The 17009-nt window shown below is 40.8% G+C and carries 14 protein-coding genes and 2 pseudogenes; 1 reads left to right on the forward strand and 15 read right to left on the reverse strand.

Translation table 11 applies throughout. The annotated features are described in order from the left end of the window. Positions 1 to 23: 23 nt before the first annotated feature. From brxC to ACFN7Z_RS19055, 5 genes and pseudogenes are all read right to left on the reverse strand, one after another. Positions 24 to 3704, reverse strand: a complete 3681-nt coding sequence (gene brxC / locus ACFN7Z_RS19035; protein ID WP_152630429.1) for a BREX system P-loop protein BrxC — start codon at positions 3702 to 3704, stop codon at positions 24 to 26. A 41-nt stretch (positions 3705 to 3745) separates the two neighbouring features. Next, the gene (locus tag ACFN7Z_RS19040) at positions 3746 to 4321 is read right to left on the reverse strand and encodes a DUF1788 domain-containing protein (RefSeq protein WP_005403808.1); all 576 of its coding nucleotides are present in this window, start codon (positions 4319 to 4321) and stop codon (positions 3746 to 3748) included. A gap of 16 nt (positions 4322 to 4337) precedes the next feature. Then, positions 4338 to 4949 (reverse strand): DUF1819 family protein, encoded by a 612-nt coding sequence (locus ACFN7Z_RS19045; protein WP_004758931.1) that lies wholly within the window; start codon positions 4947 to 4949, stop codon positions 4338 to 4340. Between the two features lie 10 nt (positions 4950 to 4959). Continuing rightward, positions 4960 to 5826 (reverse strand): YafY family protein, encoded by an 867-nt coding sequence (locus ACFN7Z_RS19050; protein ID WP_039890893.1) that lies wholly within the window; start codon positions 5824 to 5826, stop codon positions 4960 to 4962. Between the two features lie 120 nt (positions 5827 to 5946). Then, positions 5947 to 6297 (reverse strand): annotated as a pseudogene (locus tag ACFN7Z_RS19055) (HNH endonuclease); the annotation flags it as partial. Here ACFN7Z_RS19055 and ACFN7Z_RS19060 point away from each other — a divergent pair. Then, positions 6277 to 6471 (forward strand): annotated as a pseudogene (locus tag ACFN7Z_RS19060) (IS5/IS1182 family transposase); the annotation flags it as partial. The pseudogenes ACFN7Z_RS19055 and ACFN7Z_RS19060 overlap by 21 nt on opposite strands. 94 nt (positions 6472 to 6565) lie before the next feature. Here the strand turns inward: ACFN7Z_RS19060 and ACFN7Z_RS19065 are convergent. The 10 genes from ACFN7Z_RS19065 to ACFN7Z_RS19110 all read right to left on the reverse strand — a co-directional run bounded on the left by ACFN7Z_RS19065 (position 6566) and on the right by ACFN7Z_RS19110 (position 16990). Continuing rightward, the gene (locus ACFN7Z_RS19065; protein ID WP_395442713.1) at positions 6566 to 9709 is read right to left on the reverse strand and encodes a site-specific integrase; all 3144 of its coding nucleotides are present in this window, start codon (positions 9707 to 9709) and stop codon (positions 6566 to 6568) included. Positions 9710 to 9737: 28 nt separating this feature from the next. Continuing rightward, positions 9738 to 11996: a hypothetical protein gene (locus ACFN7Z_RS19070; protein WP_034616934.1), complete on the reverse strand. Its 2259-nt coding sequence runs from the start codon at positions 11994 to 11996 to the stop codon at positions 9738 to 9740. A 54-nt stretch (positions 11997 to 12050) separates the two neighbouring features. Next, entirely contained in the window at positions 12051 to 12464 is a 414-nt protein-coding gene (locus ACFN7Z_RS19075; RefSeq protein WP_034616937.1) for a hypothetical protein, read from the reverse strand. A gap of 248 nt (positions 12465 to 12712) precedes the next feature. Then, positions 12713 to 13027, reverse strand: coding sequence for a type II toxin-antitoxin system Phd/YefM family antitoxin (locus ACFN7Z_RS19080; RefSeq protein WP_005331193.1), 315 nt, complete (start codon positions 13025 to 13027; stop codon positions 12713 to 12715). 177 nt (positions 13028 to 13204) lie between these two features. Further along, positions 13205 to 13780, reverse strand: coding sequence for a DUF6088 family protein (locus tag ACFN7Z_RS19085; RefSeq protein WP_151732039.1), 576 nt, complete (start codon positions 13778 to 13780; stop codon positions 13205 to 13207). Positions 13781 to 13806: 26 nt separating this feature from the next. After that, positions 13807 to 14088 carry a hypothetical protein gene (locus ACFN7Z_RS19090; protein ID WP_151732040.1) on the reverse strand — a complete coding sequence of 94 codons (282 nt, stop codon included), beginning with the start codon at positions 14086 to 14088 and terminating at the stop codon, positions 13807 to 13809. A gap of 33 nt (positions 14089 to 14121) precedes the next feature. After that, positions 14122 to 14367 carry a type II toxin-antitoxin system HicB family antitoxin gene (locus ACFN7Z_RS19095; RefSeq protein ID WP_151732041.1) on the reverse strand — a complete coding sequence of 82 codons (246 nt, stop codon included), beginning with the start codon at positions 14365 to 14367 and terminating at the stop codon, positions 14122 to 14124. 96 nt (positions 14368 to 14463) lie between these two features. Beyond that, positions 14464 to 14847, reverse strand: a complete 384-nt coding sequence (locus tag ACFN7Z_RS19100) for a hypothetical protein (protein WP_151732042.1) — start codon at positions 14845 to 14847, stop codon at positions 14464 to 14466. Between the two features lie 33 nt (positions 14848 to 14880). Beyond that, positions 14881 to 15627: a hypothetical protein gene (locus ACFN7Z_RS19105; protein ID WP_151732043.1), complete on the reverse strand. Its 747-nt coding sequence runs from the start codon at positions 15625 to 15627 to the stop codon at positions 14881 to 14883. Further along, positions 15617 to 16990 (reverse strand): CAP domain-containing protein, encoded by a 1374-nt coding sequence (locus ACFN7Z_RS19110; RefSeq protein ID WP_151732044.1) that lies wholly within the window; start codon positions 16988 to 16990, stop codon positions 15617 to 15619. The genes ACFN7Z_RS19105 and ACFN7Z_RS19110 overlap by 11 nt, the downstream gene beginning before the upstream one ends. Positions 16991 to 17009: the final 19 nt, after the last annotated feature.

Here is a 17009-nt window from a genome sequence, read left to right on the forward strand (position 1 = left end):
GATGCCGATATCCCTAACCCAAGTTAGCGAATACGCACACGCTTTTTGTCACCCACAATTTTTTTCAATTCAGCTTTGAGTGCGTCTACAAACTGATCCACTGATTCTTCTGTTTCCAGGTAAACACTACTTGAACTTTTGCTGTAAATGCTGGCGACATCGACTTCGACAACAGGTTTCGGTGGCACTACGGCTGTCGCAGGCTGTACCGGACTCGCAGCAGGTGTTGATGTAACTGGGCTGGAGGTGGTTGCAGTGTTGGTTACACTCTCTGCTTTGCTCTGAGCCAGTTGTGCCGCTTTGGCCTGACGCTGGATTTCCGTCTGAACTTCGCTTTCCAACTCATACAAGGCTTCATCAAAACGCTCCACGGCGGTTTGAGTTTGCAACATATAGATGGTGGACAGGCTAGTTTCCACTTCAATATCCGTTTTCAGCAGTTGTAGTGGGCGTAATAGCTTGTTACTCAGCTCAGCGGTAGCGATGCCACTGTTTTTAATCTCGGCTTCTAACTGTTTGATCTTGTCATCAATGTGTTCTATCGCCTGATTGCGCTTCTCACTCAACAGTCGCTCATTGACGCTTTCCACAGTGCGAACCAAATCAGCGATTTTATTGAGTAAACCATATGGTGATTCAAGGGTCGAAATGCGATGTAATTCAGAGAGGGCTTTTTTTGCCACCTCATCACTGCCCAGCGCCTGTTTGTTTTTCTCAAAATGACGTAAGGCCTGTTGCAGTTGCTGCCAGCTCGGCATCTGGTTAGTGAAGAACTCATGAATATCACGATAATCTTCTTCCAGATCCAGATAGTCGTCCTTGTTCTCAACCACGGCCTTAAAGAAATCGAAGCTGTCGCTATTCGCCAGCAAGCGCTCCAAAGTCAGAATCGACTTTTCAATCACTTTCTTGCCCGGGAACTGCCCAACATCAGTTTTACTCTTATACGATTTAAAGTTGGCTAACCAAGTCTTAAAATGCTGCAAATAGAATTCAAACAGCTCTTTCTCAGTCGCTGGTCCCATGGCCGAGAATAGGTCTTGGGTCAGTTGGCGTGCCTGTTTCAACACCTGATCATCAGTCTGGCGCTTTTTAATAATGGAAACATCACGGCGACGGCGGCTGTTTTGTAAAGGCTCAAAGGCATCTTTTAACTGTAAGCTGCCGCCATTTAACTGCAGAGAAATCCGCCCCATCGCAGCCAGCTGACCCACCAATAGTAAAATCTCGGCATCCGGCCAGCCATAAGGACGTTTGGCAAAACGATCTACCACATCTGAGACTAGAATACGCTCTGTACCGGTGGCCCGTAGTGCAATGTACTGCTCCACTTCCTGTAGGGCTTTGGGATTGCTCTGACCGCCATCCAGAGACAATCCGAGTTGCGCCATATCATCCACAGTCAAGACGGCGTTCAGTTCACGCCAAGCATCCTGCTGATAGACCTGCAGATAGCTCAGTTTGGTATAAGTGTTTTCCAGCAAATAACGACAAGCCTCATCCAGCTTGGTGGTTGGACTTGAAGATGAAAGTTGTAGATGTTGACCCAAGGCATAACTTTCCGCGTCCAGCAACATTTCTTCGACCCGGACACGCAGGCGTTTTTTACGTTCTTGGTTCTCACGGCCACGGTCTGCCAGAATACGGGAAATATCGGACTGAGTGCCATCATCATTTAAGCGGATGAATTTATTGGTTTTCAGCCAGGTGCGCAGTTCATTAAAGAACTGTTTATCGTCTGCCAGTTTAAACAGTATCTGCCCTTCGGCCTGAGTACTTTTACCAATACAGTAAGCTTCAGTGTAGAGGTTATATTCCGTATCTAGTGGAGAAATGATTTCAACTTTCAAATCGCTCTCATACTTGCCATCCAGGCTATGACCATCCAGAAAACGTCCAATCTGATAGTCCATCTTGTTGGCTTGATGGCGGTATTTGTTCTGATCGCGCAGTAAATCTTTAAAGATCAGATTGGCTAACTCTTTATTTTCTTCTGAAGCTGCTAAGTCAGTGGCTTTAATTTTGCGAGTGATATCACGTTCTTCATTGGTCAGGAACAGGAACTCATCGCCATTCCTCGTAATCAGGCTCTCTTTTTCCAGACGCTGCAGGCTCTCTTCAATCCGCTTGCGCAATGCCAGCTTATCTTCATCAATTTTCTCAATCGACAAAGTCACCAGGTTATCCAGCGTACCTTTGATGATATCGACATAGCGGATCATGAACAGGGTACGCAGCATCTGCACATCAAAACCATCCAGGGTCTTATTCTGCCCTGCCTGGTCGATGGTACGCTTCACTGCTGTATCCAGAAATCCTTCCACTGAAGTATAGAAGCGGTGGAAAGGAACCAGGGCACCGACTTCATCTGTGGCAATCGCATTCGCGGCCATCTGGAACGCATCCAACATGGACCGTTCACCATAGGCCAGGTGTGCACCGGTCGCACCGACCTTACGGATTTCTTCAAATACTTTTTGCACCAGCTGGAAATGGTACGGCGCAAAAGGATAGTTATTGATAAAGCTGTCTGGACCCTCATAGTTCTTGAGTGTTGGGCCTGAACGGTCAAAGGTGATCTGGTTTTTTAAGATATCGCCCTTTTGCTCAAACACCGATCTGAGCAATGCTTCTGCTTCTGGGGTTTTACGTAATAAACGTTTCTGGATGACTTCATCGGTATTGGAACTGGACAGTGATAACCGGGTTTTAAAACGACCAGCAATCTTGGAGAAGTCATTGGCTTTGGAAGAAGACATCTCACCTAAAACAGCATCGATGTCTGCCTGTGAGGTGACAATAATCCAAGCGCGGCCTTTACAGATCGTACCTAGGTTTTCAGTAATGGTTTGCAATGTCAGCATCAAGCGAGTATCGCTGCCAATAAACTGCCCCACTTCATCGACCAAGAACAACATGCGTTGCTGGGGTCCTTTGCTGTCCAGGTATTCTTTCACCCACTGACAGAAGTTTTCCACCGAAACACTAAAGGTCTGCTCAGAATCCTCAAACCATTTATGCGCTGCTTCTGCTGATAGATTCAGTGCCTGAGAAATCGCAGTTTCGACATCATCCTGATAGAACTGGTAGCCATCACGCTCCCCTAGCCAGGACATGCCGCTGGATTCCTCAAACGCCTGTTTAAAGCGCTCATAGACCCCTTTCTGGCTCAGATGACGTTCCATATGGGCAATATGTGGATGGTCAGCACTAAAACCCTGATACTCGTTAAACACGCGTAAAAACACATTCAGAATCGGATTGCCATCATCATTGGAGCTGGCTTTACTGTCGATGTTAAATAGGATGACATCGGCATGATGACTAACGGCCTTGCCAATATCAGCACGGATAAACGCATCACGGATTTTGCTTTCATCAAAGAATTCTGCAGCACTGCGTTCGTTACCTTCCGCGTCACGTGCCACTTTATTGGCCAGAATATACGACAAGGTTTTCAGGAAATGTGATTTACCTGAACCAAAGAAGCCAGAAATCCACACGCCGACACGATTGGCAATCGAAGGGTCGCTCAGGTCTGTACCATAGGACTGGAAAAAGTCACGAAAATGCTTTTCCAGCTCATTGGTGACCACGTACTCATCCAGCTCCTGGTAAACCGTGGCATTATCATCCTGGTCTGCTTTTACGACCCCGTTAATCGCACGATCTAATGGCTTGTAAAAAAGTTCTTTAATGTTCATCTCAATCCATTCCCCCGAATTCTTATTTCTATTTGCCCTGTTTAAGGCACTAATCTGAATGCTCTGTAGTAATTGTTGCTTGGAATTTTTCCAAATAAACTCATCGCTTGACCGTCGTAATAGCCTGGGTAAAACAGCACCACTGGCTTATGCCCCAGTAACGAATGCAAACTGTTCAATAAGTGATGGGCACGTAACAGTGGCCAAACCGACCCAACCCCAGTCATCAACACAATATCTTGCGCATTGGTGGCATATTTACTCACCAGATACGGCGCGAACTTATCCATATGCAGTGGGCCCTTTAAGGCTTTGAGCAGCGCTTCATCGCCTTTGGCTTTTTGCATTTGAATGGCTTTATCGATGAAGTTACGCTCAGCCAGATAATCCACCACGGCTTGCAGCAGGTTGATATTCACCACCTTCAGCTGACTGTGTTTTTTCTCCAGCATCCCTTCGAGAAAATGCAAATATTCGCGCACTTTCAACTCATCTTCAGGCGCATAATCAAAAATCCAGAAGCCAATTTCATTGCCCAATCCTTGTCCAGTGAGAAACTCAGTGGAAAGAATTCGCTCTGGAATCTGGTTCAGACGCTCATGTATTGTTTGACTCATTGCTGCCCCTCTACAACTACCGCGTCCATAGCGACACTTCCATAGATCTTTTAATGCGTTGTTTATAATGTTCTTCCAACAGGCTACGCAGCTCTGCTCTGACGATCACGCGCTGCAACTCCAGCTTACGGGTACTTTTTAAGTAACCGGCTTCTGCCAGCATGCGAAACACCACCTGCCCCATTTTTTTCTTGCTGGACTCTTTCCATTCGCAGATATCCGGATCGCGTTGTGAGCGCTCATCCAGAAAGTCTGACCAGATATAACTGTCCAAGTATTGCGCCTGGGAGATATAGGCATCCCTCATCACCGTTTCCATAAACTCAAGCAGCAACAGGTTGCGTTCCAGTGCCCCACAAAAAGCCACCTGGGTCGCCAGCTCATCATCCCCATCACGCAAAGCTTTCCAGAAATCAGGCTCTAAGCGCTCAAGACGCTTACGAATGGCAGTGGCGTTACGTTGGGCTGAAGCAGGCGTTCTTTTTTGCAGAATATTGTCAATCTGAATGGCCTGATGCCATTGTTCTGGAGTCGCTTCTCGTAATAACAGATCCGCGATCAGCCGGCTTTCACGCACCATCAGTGAACCACCAATCAGGTCACTGTCATAATGAAATTGTTCTAACATGGCCAATCTCCTATGAGGCCTGATCAAACAGGTAAGACGACAGCTTTTCGATATCTGAGCGTTGTAGTACCAAGGGATATTTCAAGGCATCATCCGCCTCAGCCAGCGTGATCGCGGCCTGATATCGCTGCAAAGTATAGTGAGCCAGGGCTTTTTTCACCGGAATCTGTAATCTGCCATCAGGCATGCCGAAGTCTTTTTCGACCAGCGCTTGTTGTGATGAGTTCAATTTTGGATTAGGGATCAGCGTCAGTACAATTTCTTCATGCCATTGCTGATCCTGAGCAGGGTCTACTGACTCAATCGCCACCACAACAGGTGTGCGATCAATCCTGGAGAGTAAAAAGTCCTTAAACTGCTTGCTCTGATGGCAATAGGCACGAACATGCCAGCGAAAACCGGTATACACCAGGGTGTGTGGGGAAATGATGCGCTCATGCCACTGCGGATTCTGCATCGAGGCATAAATCATTTTTAAAGTGTTTTGGTTTCGGCAGGCACGCAAAACTTCCCGAATCACTTCAGGACGTACACTGCGATCAGGTAATTGAACTGCTGCAAGATTCGGTTCTGGTGTCGCAATCAGGGCATGTGATTCACTGACCAAGCCCGAAAGCATGTTGAGATACTCATTGATATGCGCTGTAGTCAGTACCGGTTGAAAACTGGCTTTAGGCACATAGCCTTTTACTGATGGATCATGAATCAAGGCATCGGGGTTATACAGCGTATTATAGCGTTTGATATCAGTAGAAGCCTGCTGTCGACTGAGCCCAAACCAGCTCATTAAACGATTGGTGACCAAACGACCTTCCCAGTAAGCAAGCAGCTCGATCGCTCGCATTCGTAGCAGGACTTCATGCTTATCTGTCGTCATATACCAATCAGTCAATAAATAGCAGCTTTAAGATTACCCTACAGCAAATATACAGTAAACATTTTTGACGGTATTTTTAAAGCAATTGGATTTTTAGTCTAATCTCAGGGGAGCCATAATTTATTTGCTATTTGCACCCATCCACATCAAATAATTATTTTCTTTCCCTTGAGCATATGACCACTCCGCCACTTTATGTGACCGCTCTTTATCTGTTAAAAAACCGAGCACTGATATCTGATCTACAATAATCAAATCCTGCTCTTCATTCCGCTCGTACCACTTATGCAAAAATTCATCAGATGCCAGTAAATTACTTTTCTTAGAATTACAGCTTGAATCTGCCAATACGAAGTTATGAGCTGTATCTGATGGATACATAGACCATGAAATGAAATGATCAACGGCGTAATTGCCATTACACATCGGTTTATTGCAGTAGAAGCATTTACAGTCCCAAATATTCCAAAGAAATCCAACACATTTTCGAACAATCATTATATGGATTGGCACTTATATAAATTCAGACACTTTGTTGAGAATATATTCGCAAGACTCAAGCAATTTAGAAGAATTTCAACACGCTATGACAAGCTAAAGCAGAACTATGAAAATTCAGTTGCTTTAGCTTGTATATTTATTTGATTACCATTATGAAATGTCAACAGACCTAATTTTAAATAAAAATATATAGCTTAGGCTATTTCCCATAAATAATCGTTTTTTATAGCCTCTAACATCAAACCAAACACAACACAACACATAGCGTAATATTTTTCTCATTTCCGTCACGAAAACTCACCTTAATTTCACGGCTTTTCTGCTTAATATTCACTGGATAATTATCCGTTTTCAACTTGACGTTATCTGGTAAAAGTTGCTGAATGCCGATGATAAAATCCCCCATAATCCATTTCATTTTTGGTTTGTTATTCTCATCAAAACGATATTGAAAATGAATATAGTTTTTTCTTAGCTTGGTATGTTGAATTAAGATTGCTAAAGCAGACAAGGCTTTAGCTTTTAAAGGTTGCTCTAGTTCTGTGAATAGAACCAGTGTTTTTGGATCAAAATTTCTTTTAAGAGCATCATCGTAAAATTCAAGTAAATATTGCTCATCCATCGATTCTGTACTGTTTTGCTCCCACTTAAGTTTACTAAGTTTGGGTGACTTCCATTTCGCAGCTAACCAGATACAACGCTGAAGCCAAATATGCTCTTTATATTCTGAACGTTCAATGTAACAACGTATAATTTCATATGATGATGCCGTCATATCTGACTGGGTTTTAATTATAGGGAATGGTTGTAACTTCTTTAATGCTAAAGACTGGTGATAGAAGTCAAAGCCCTTATTATTTTGAATATACTGACGCAGATCTATCTCATCTTTAGTCTGTTGCTCCCCTAGTAATGTATTTACTAAAGAGTGATGGACTAGACACGGCGTATTGTAAATCCGATCAATCGCTAGCAGATCAAGCGTATGTAAATAGTGAGATGCTGTTTGTTCAATTGAGCTATGCCCCATCCAATCTGCTAACAGACGCCACTTATGTTGAATCACACCCTCATGTTCTATTGCACATTCTCCAAATAAATATTTACGCATCAATTTGGCATGATTCCAAGTATAGTCCGTATAAGTCATAACCATTTCCTTTGAACCACACCATGCGATAGCTAAATGATTTGCAGCACTATGGCGGAAACTATGAAAGCTATAATTGTGATCTTTACCTATAATTTCATTAAAGAGTATTTGTGTCATTTGAGTTATATATAACTCGCTAAGAATTTCTCCTTTACTCGAAAAAACGAGCCGCTTATCAATCGGCTGAATTAGATTGATATGCGAAAAATAAGTATTTAGATATTGTTTAATAAATTCCATTTCGTCTTTGAGTAAGACCGCATTGAGGTCCAATTGACGATTTGCATTTTGGCTTTTTAGTCTTCGATATACATTATTTTTTAAGGTGATCCGAATTTGTATATCTTGATTATGCTGTGAATTTTTCCAGATGAGCTCAGGGCAGATAATTTCTGCGAATGTAAGTCCTCGAATTTCATTGAGACGAAGTCCCAGTCTGTAAGCCAATAAATACATCAGTTGCAGCTGCTGCATATACTCTTGCTCTTGTAACGTTGAACAGGCGTTGATTTTCAACATCAATTTTTGTTTCAATTGATTAAAAATTTGTGGACTGACTAACTTTGCGTGACACAACTGTACTCGCTGAAAAGTATTGTATTTAAAGTTACTCACTTGTGGAGTTCCATATTTTTGTATACAGAATGTATGAAATGACTTGAGCCGTCCAAATGCATACTGAGCGCGACCTTGACGCATGTTCGGTTTCGATGTGCGTTGAATTTCATCACGATCGTCGATACCATTTAGGATGGATTCATACAGCTCTTCATAGTCTTGAGTATTCATTGTTTCAATCGCGTCTTCATACATATATATATGAAATAAATAATCTTTCGCCATGCTACTGAGATAACGCTCGATTGAACTCACTTTATTATTTTTCTCTTTTAAATCAAAAATCCAACCTAACAATCTCAGCTGGGCCTCAATAAGATTTTGTTCTTTGCTATGCACTGCTGTTTTTTTCTTTTGTAAACTTTTTTGGATATGCTTCCAACGCATCAATTTAATACTTTCGCTTTTACGTTGTCGCTTCTTGTTCTGTTTTGATTTTTCTTCATCACGTTCAAATAACATTAGTTCAAACGGAATTTCCTTAAGTTGTTGATGTGCCGTGATCATTTCTAACTGAGCCACTTCAGTTTGTAATGAGGGTCTTTGAGATGATGAAGTAAACGCATCATCTTTTGTTAAGGCCTGTTCCTTAAACCAAGCGGCCTTTTGATCTTGCGGTGTTAGTGACACGGTCTTAAGACGATTTTGCAAGACCTCACTTAAACACATATCCAAGCTTAAATCTGGATGAATTTCTAAACCTAGATTTACATGTTTGAATGTTTTTAAAGCTCCCATATCTATAAGTGCTTGATCGGAACATCGTAATATTTTTTTTAATTCTTGTATTTGTTCAGATACATCGACTTGTACACTGATCACATCAAATACAGCAATAATGGCTTCAATGACACAACGCGGATTTTGTGCTAGTACTCCCTGCCGTTTAATTCCCTCCATAAACATTTGTGCATAAGGATTGAACCACACGTGACGCCACTGATAAATGTTCTTTTCTTCAATTTGGTTGCCGTAATACCGATGTTGGGTGCGGTAATGTAGAACAAGAGGATTAGTAATCTTTTTATAGTCTGCGCGGTATAATTTCGAGCACAATGACGTTCTCGACTGCTGCATCTCATCAATCAAAGTATTACCAATTGCCGTCAGCTGACTCAAATCATTACAACCAGAGCAGTAGATTAAGCTTAGATAAAAATTCCCCCATAACTGTTGCGGTGTTTTCGTATCTACAGTTCTGCTCCGCCAATAAGTTTTAAGCTCTGCATTAATGTGAAAATGCAGTCGTCCCAATTTAATTCGCTCCTCTGTGGTTAATATCTGACGCTGTGGCGGGTCAATAAATTGAGTTTTCGGGCGAAGTTTGATTAGGTACGCATTTTCGGTGTTCCTTTCGTAATTCTCACGGTGTTTTAAGAAACATTTTTCACTATGTTGGATATATGGTTTTCTAAGTACATTTCTATTCAATTTCTTTTGATCTAAGAAGCAAATTAATCCATCATAAAAATCTGTCCAAATTTCTTTAATCTTTGCATCTACTACCCTCGGCTCTTGTCTAGATTGGTTAATAAGATTCAATATTTCATCAAAGATAAATCCTACTTGTTGCGTAATTTCATCGTAAATAGCATCACTCTTTTTCATCATTATCTATCCTTTATTGAATGGTGCTCTATCACGATAAATGTTCGATATTAAGGGCTTTGATCATGTCATCAATACCATGAGTCACCTGAACCATGTACTGATGTACAGAAGCTGAGGAATAACGATAAAATAACTCTTGATCACGTTGATCATGGCCATACAGTGCTTGAATAACATTAAATGTAACGCCTTTTTCCACTAACATATTCATATCAAAATGACGATGCCAATTGTTATAAAAACAATGAGAGAGATAACGGTTAACCCAACTGCGATCAAGTGAACATATTTTTATTTTCTTGCTTGCCCATTCTTGAGCCGTCACTGGCAATTCTTTAGGATAAACAATTACCTGGCCAAAGAGATCCTCAAGCAAGATACTTTTACTGAATACAAATTTTAATAAATCCGCATAGTTGTCGACAACACTTTGTAAAAAATTGATATAACGGTTGAATGCTTGAATAAAAAACTTTGGTAAAGGAATAAAGCGACCATCCTTTCGAGAATTACTATTTTTCTTATCGTTTACATACAATAATTTCAATTTGAGATCATAGTCACTCAATTGACCAAGTAAGTTAGCTATCGGGCGTCGTGTTAAGCATAGTAAACTGACATGCCACATCCAAGCACTATATGCATTGACTCGCTCTATCACATGCTGATGTAATTGTATTTTCTCATCACAAAATTGTTTTAACTGAACAAAGAAATCGGTAACGAAACGAGGGTTAAGTGCCAATTGACTACCAAAACGTGCATCTTCAGATAGAGCATATGTTTTGAATTGTTGTTGTACGTCTTGCATCTCTGCAGCAATATCTGGCGTGGTGAGTGTTTTTAAATAAATTAAATAATGCTCATTGATAAGATGCTGTGCGACACCATTATAAAAACTGCTTGGCAAGTCATGATGACTATCTTTTCCCGACAGCACGTGTGCAATATACTCATTAAATGTGCGATGAAAAACATGAAAATACAACTGTGCTTGTAATTTTTCAACTGTGATTGAACCTATCTGCTGTTTTGAACTCCACTTTTTCAAGTATCTATTCACGTGATGGACAGTAATTACCTCACGGTTAACACGTAAGTTTAAATAGTCAAACCAGCTGCTAGAAAGATGAAGATCGTGTGAGACCGTATGATTAAGCTGATGTTGTTTTAAAATTTCAATCTTCTGTTTGGTGATATCTAAGTGTAGCCTGAGACGATACTCTGGCTTCTTAGAATTCTTATTTTTAATAAGCACACCCTCTTCAATCAATTGTGAATAATCAAGTAGTGCAACTGGCGAAAGACCTGTGGTGAGGCTTAGTAAACACGCTGCAGCAATTGCTGCTTCATTCGAATGGCCATTATTCAACTCAAGATTTAAAATATAAACCAAATGCCGAATCACATCTTCGCTCATATAATGAGCATTGGTCACAAACGGTTGTAGTCGACGCTGGCGGTGTCGCAGTAAATGCTCTACATGTTGATCAAGTACTTGATTAAACCGCGCAGTACTTAGATCTGTTGTATGTATTGTAATGCTGGAGTCTAATACATCCAGATCTCCTTCTTCATCTAATACAGTTTCTTGTGTAGCTATAATTTCAGCTGGATAATCGACTAAAACTTGTTGCCCTTTCTTCTTTCGGCGATAGCTGATGAGTTGTTTTTTAGACGGCCAGTCTTTCGTATGCTTTTTCTTTTTACGTTGTCTATGCACAATTTTTTTCTGTGTGAGTCTTTTCAAAATGATCGACAGTGCACGTAAATGTTTTAAAACTTTTTTCTCTTTAAAATTTCTACTCTCAATGTACTTGCCCCAGGCACGATAAACATCTTTATCAAAATCTGCTTGATTGAGCATAAAACTTAAATACAACTGTAATAATAATTCACTTTCTTCTACTAATTGCTGATCTTGATCTTGCTCGAGAATGGGTTTGGCAATATACCGCAATAAATCACAAATCTCTTTTTGCTTTGCGTGAGAACCAGACAACTGAGCCATGGCTTTATAATGTGCGTAAAAGAAATAACTTACTTTTAATACAAGATATTGTGTTTCGCGAAGCTCTGAAGATAAGTAAACACTGAAGTATGTGAATGCAGCATATAGATAATCGGCTCCAATTTGGCGTGATTCAACAATATTTTGATAGATCTTAGCTGCGCCACTTTTAAGCAAATTAATTTGCTTTAAATCATCCTCACTTAATCCAGCAAATTCTTTCAACATAGCAGTTTGCTGGAATTTCAAATAATCTTCTAAAAAGTTTTCTTTCATGTTTTATTAATCTCAGCTCAAATTTTCTGCTTCATCAAAGTGTTGAAGAAAAGATTATGATCGATATTTGAAAATTTCTAAGACTTGTTTTTTGATATCTTCATTACGAAAATCAAAGAAAATTATAAAAAAATGAGCATTTAATATTTTGTCGTCACCAAAAATTTCTTGATGGAATAGTGGATCGATAAATGTATCAAGTCTTAGGATTAACTGTAGCTGTGGGACATAATTCACACTTGCACGTACTTCTCGCTCATTTTTTAAAATAACTAAAATTTGCTTCCAGATCTTTATGTAGAGTTTTTTGAAACTGGACTGCTTACTTTTACTATTTCGCGGTTGAAGATTTTTTAAGCGCTTAAGCTGCGCTTTCACAGTAGTCAACTTGTCAATTTTAGCAGCGAATGGAAACATAAATTGATAAAGAAACACAGTTGTATTTGTTGCAAGCTGATCAAAAATCATACTCAAATAAATCTAAAATCATATACAAACTTTTATACCATTTTTTTTATTTAATTTTCTAAAACTTTAAATAAATTGAAAAATAAATCTCAAATTATTAATATTAAACATATTATTTTTTTTATTAATTAAAAATTCTTCCAAAAAAGTGGTGTTTATCGTTATTCCAACTGTATAACGCCCTTTCCCTTCAAGGGCATCTGAATGGAATCTTACGAAAATCCCATAAATATCACCAATAGCTATGCTTATTGCCCTTCTGCTTCTTCAAACACATCTTTTTTGTTTAAAAGCATATGTTTGATCGGCCGACCAGTTAACTGAGCAATATCCAACAGATCACAAACCATCTGTTGTCCTAGCTGTTCACGTCGAGCAGCTTCAACGATTTCCTGCATGTTTTTAAATTCTTCAAAGCTTAGAACAACAGCTTCGGGCGTATTGTTCGTACAAACAAAAACAGGTTTATGGCTATCTTTGACAACTTGAACAATTTTACTCCAAGATTTGCGAACATCCGTCGTAGAAACAGTCGCACCATCAATAAAAGTTAATCCCTTCATATCTAAGACCTCATACTATATGGTAAGAATTGCATCATATTTGCCCTATAATTTGACCATATTTCAAGCATGCAATATCAATTTAACTATGTAATTTAATTCTTGATCGGCTACTTGGAACAAGAATGACAGGTAGGGTGCAAATAGGAATAGTTCGTAGGCTTACACAGGAATAGGCTATTTCGGCAAATCCGCTGAAAGTAACTTTTCATACTCCTCAAGTGACAACTGATCTTTGATCGCTTTGATGATCTTATCATCCACAACATTTGGTCCTAAATAATACAGCGCTGAGATCGCCATACCGACCTTTTGCAAAGGGTATTGAAGCAGTCGTTGATCATCTGTGTGATTCAGCACCACATCTACACCCGCCAGTTTGAATCGTCTTGAACGGCCATTTGTATGCAAGACATGATATAGCGGGACTTGAGTACTTAGCCCTAAACGATTGGCACAATAGCCACCATCATATTGAAATATCTCGCCTGTTAATCGGGTCATCGCAGCCAATACTTCAAAGATATCAGGCGGCAATGCTCTCGGCGGATTAAAAAGATTTGAGAATTTAACTTTATAGTAAATATTAGGGATAACCTGACTGACCTCCCCTTGATCCAGATTGGGAGATAAAAAGCTTAAAAGCTGCTTCTTAGAAAGAGCAACACTAAACTCTTGAATAGAAAACACGGAACCCGCTGCTAAGTTTTTCAATTCAGCTTCTACTAAAAGTCTTTTAATATTGTCATCCATAGGCGCAATCCATCATCGTGATATCTTTATTTCCGACCAAATCGTTCCAATTCAGCTTCGTTAAAATCCTCATTAAACATCTGCTTCACCCGATGCTTTCTTTTTAACGTTGCGACAGTAGCGAAAAAACATGCCTCACATAAATACAGTTGATACTGTTCTCCATCATGTTTGGATTCCTTACCCCAATTGGTAGACAGGACAGCATGGTTCAGTTTCGTGGATTCCATACAAACATCACATAAAATATCTGCGAGTTGTTCTAGGTCTTTATCTTGTTCTAAATCTTTGTGTTCTTTGCTTTTCACATTGGTCTCCTCACTTTTTGATGCTTGTGAGATTTATGTCAGTGCCAGATCCAAAGCAATCAGGATCTCACCCTCTTGGCATTCACTGGGTGAAGGTAAAGTCCGACCCTCTTCACGATAAAAGTCCACACTGGTGAACAGCGCATCTTTGGCCATTTGTAAGGCATCGTCCCAGTCATCACCACAAGTGATTGCCTCGGGAATATCCCGAAAAGAGACGTTGTACGCTTGCCCTTCTTGTTCAAATTTTGCTGGATAAAATACTGGACGACATAACATGATCGAATTCCTATAAATACTGATTGAATCATTCATTTCTTGTTTTAAAGGCCCCTGCCTCAGCAAGGGCTCGTCTTGATCACTATTGCAATCTGGTTATCTAAAATAATAACCCAGCGTATCGTCTTTTGAGTCTCCCCACCCTGTCCAGATCTCTGTCAGCTGTACATAATCCTGATTGACGCTTTTGACTTTATATAAAAAGCTACGGGGTGGAGAGGTCTCATTGAGGCGTACTTTTTCAATTAAGATAAAGGTCTTGTCATCCAACCATCTGACCCTAAGATGTAGGGGATCCTGACACTGCCCCAGTTCTGCATACATCGCCGCATCTTTGCCATTTTTGGAGAAGGACAAGCCGGCACATTGAACCTCAGGGATGTCCATCACCAAACGTTTTCCGATCAGGCTTTCTTTGGCGCCCGCACAGGCTAAGGTTGAAAGGCTGAGACATAAGCCCGCTAAAAATATTTTTTTCATGATGCTACTCTTTATTTATTCAGTTGAAGCGGTTTAAAACATATTGTCAATAAAGCCACACTGTAATATGTGCTGTGATGGATCTATTGGATGGTCATACAGACTGATATAGGCAATCATGTCGGTCAGATCAGAAACATCCCGTTTATAGTGCTGGGTATAGATGTAAATCTGTTTAGGGCTGTAACGCTTTCCATTTTGAAAGACCTCCCCGTTAAACACCTTTAAATGCGGATACTGTTGAAAGACCTGATGGGTCTTAGTACGTTTCTCATTGTCATGTGCTGAGGCTTGATCCCACTGCTGTTTAAAGCGTTTAAATTGCTGCCCGCTATAGTGACTGAACTGAATCTTTAAACCCGCTTCAATTTTTTCTTTGGTTTGGGCCATGTCATCATTGCGATAAATCGAGGTACTTGCCCCAGCTACACTGACCTGCATCAAAGCCTCGATGCGTTGAATCGGATTGCGTTTATCTTTGGGCAAATAGACTTCTATTTCAGGACAATCCTCACAGTAGTTTTCATCGTCTGGATCATCTACCACGCTTGATTTTTGCTGGGTGTATTGCTGCTTAAATTGTTGTTGCAGCGTTGTTCGCTTAGAGGCTGCGGTATGCGTCCATTCTCCTGTGGCCAATTGATTGCTAAACGACTGTTCTTGCTTGGCCCAATCCAAACAGTTTAAGCCTTGCTCTAAAGTCACTGGCTGTGCCACTGCAGTCTGTAAAACCAACAGTGAAGCATTAGCAAGTAAAAATGGTCTCAGCTTAAATGCCATTGGAGGATTCTCCTGCTGAGCGTTTTTCTCCTGATAAGTGCTGTTCATCAGACTGATCATCGACTTTAAACCAGTAGGCATAATCCTCAGCTTTTCCATCCACCAATACGTTTTGCACCTGAACGTCATAGATCACGTTGTATTGCATTGCGTTAAAATGAAATTGCAGGTTATTGGCCACTAAACCATAGCTGATATTGTCATACTGGATGTTGCTGATCGTTTGGATGTGCTGATTGTCTCGTCTAGTCACTATGAGCTTCGCCTGTGAAAAATCCACCGTATTGTTGGCATAGGCATTTTGAGTATTGACTAAAATCGACAAGGATAAAGGTTCAGTTTTTGCAAAGAATTTCTTCGGATACACATGATACGGATAGGCAATCACCCCTTTCGGCATCGTAGTGCCTAGGGTTTGTGATGCATAGGGATAGACCACCTTCATGGCAGCCCCTAAGATGGTCGCTACGCTTTTAGCCTCGGTATTGGAGACTTCACCATAGGCGGTTTTAGTCAGGAAGGGACTCAAGATATGACGTCGATGTCCAATGCTGGCCGAGTTTTTTTCAATCAACCAATTGATCACATGGGTATCAGCACCGTAGCTGGCTAAAGGTTGATAGGCTTGAACAAAGTTCAAGTTCGATGTTGAAGCCCCTTGATAGCCAATATCACTAAAACAACGCCATGTTCCATCTGGATAATGTGAGGTCTTTTCATTCACCGCCAGTAACATAGAGGCTTGCATCATTTGGTCTTCATAAGCCTGGTCATAGCGAACTTTCGGCAGATTATGTAAGGCACGAATCTCATTCAATGTATTGATAAACAGCTGACGCTCCGCCTCACTGGGTCTTCCTGCATGACAGGCATTCAGATCTTTATGCTCCTCTGCTTGCGCCTCAATGACATCCACCATCATTGTGCTATTCACAGGCAGAAGCTGTGATATTCCTGCCTGTGTCAGTGTTAAAGTACATTTGCCCACACCAAGGGCTTTGAGCTCGCCTAGTTCGAAGTCACAAATATTGGGACTCTCACTGCTAAAACTGAGGGTCAGATCTTGATCCGTCTTCAGGTTTAACTGATAGGCCTGACCTTTGAGAAAGCGCTGGAGCTGTAAAGGTTCAAAGCTTTGTGCTGTCTTGTTTTTACAGATCCCTTCTTGGAGATATTGCGTTTCAGAACACGTGACAGGCTGAGGTGAAGTACCGCCATTATTTGAGTCCTCTGCTCCACTAGCACTTCCACTAGAACTTGAACCGCCACCACCACCGCCACATCCGGCCATCGCCATACTGATGGCCAGCATTAAGGTGCTGGTTCTAATGGATTGCATCCCCGATTTTGAATGTTTCATCATTTTATTACCCTCTCTTATT

Origin of the sequence: Acinetobacter sp. P1332, from assembly GCF_044057475.1 — a bacterium.
GTDB lineage: Bacteria > Pseudomonadota > Gammaproteobacteria > Pseudomonadales > Moraxellaceae > Acinetobacter > Acinetobacter johnsonii.

Coding starts and splice junctions, on each gene's coding strand:
- brxC (WP_152630429.1), bottom strand. CDS start 3,704: ATGAACATTAAAGAACTTTTTTACAAGCCATTAGATCGTGCGATTAAC.
- ACFN7Z_RS19040 (WP_005403808.1), bottom strand. CDS start 4,321: ATGAGTCAAACAATACATGAGCGTCTGAACCAGATTCCAGAGCGAATT.
- ACFN7Z_RS19045 (WP_004758931.1), bottom strand. CDS start 4,949: ATGTTAGAACAATTTCATTATGACAGTGACCTGATTGGTGGTTCACTG.
- ACFN7Z_RS19050 (WP_039890893.1), bottom strand. CDS start 5,826: ATGACGACAGATAAGCATGAAGTCCTGCTACGAATGCGAGCGATCGAG.
- ACFN7Z_RS19065 (WP_395442713.1), bottom strand. CDS start 9,709: ATGATGAAAAAGAGTGATGCTATTTACGATGAAATTACGCAACAAGTA.
- ACFN7Z_RS19070 (WP_034616934.1), bottom strand. CDS start 11,996: ATGAAAGAAAACTTTTTAGAAGATTATTTGAAATTCCAGCAAACTGCT.
- ACFN7Z_RS19075 (WP_034616937.1), bottom strand. CDS start 12,464: ATGATTTTTGATCAGCTTGCAACAAATACAACTGTGTTTCTTTATCAA.
- ACFN7Z_RS19080 (WP_005331193.1), bottom strand. CDS start 13,027: ATGAAGGGATTAACTTTTATTGATGGTGCGACTGTTTCTACGACGGAT.
- ACFN7Z_RS19085 (WP_151732039.1), bottom strand. CDS start 13,780: ATGGATGACAATATTAAAAGACTTTTAGTAGAAGCTGAATTGAAAAAC.
- ACFN7Z_RS19095 (WP_151732041.1), bottom strand. CDS start 14,367: ATGTTATGTCGTCCAGTATTTTATCCAGCAAAATTTGAACAAGAAGGG.
- ACFN7Z_RS19100 (WP_151732042.1), bottom strand. CDS start 14,847: ATGAAAAAAATATTTTTAGCGGGCTTATGTCTCAGCCTTTCAACCTTA.
- ACFN7Z_RS19105 (WP_151732043.1), bottom strand. CDS start 15,627: ATGGCATTTAAGCTGAGACCATTTTTACTTGCTAATGCTTCACTGTTG.
- ACFN7Z_RS19110 (WP_151732044.1), bottom strand. CDS start 16,990: ATGATGAAACATTCAAAATCGGGGATGCAATCCATTAGAACCAGCACC.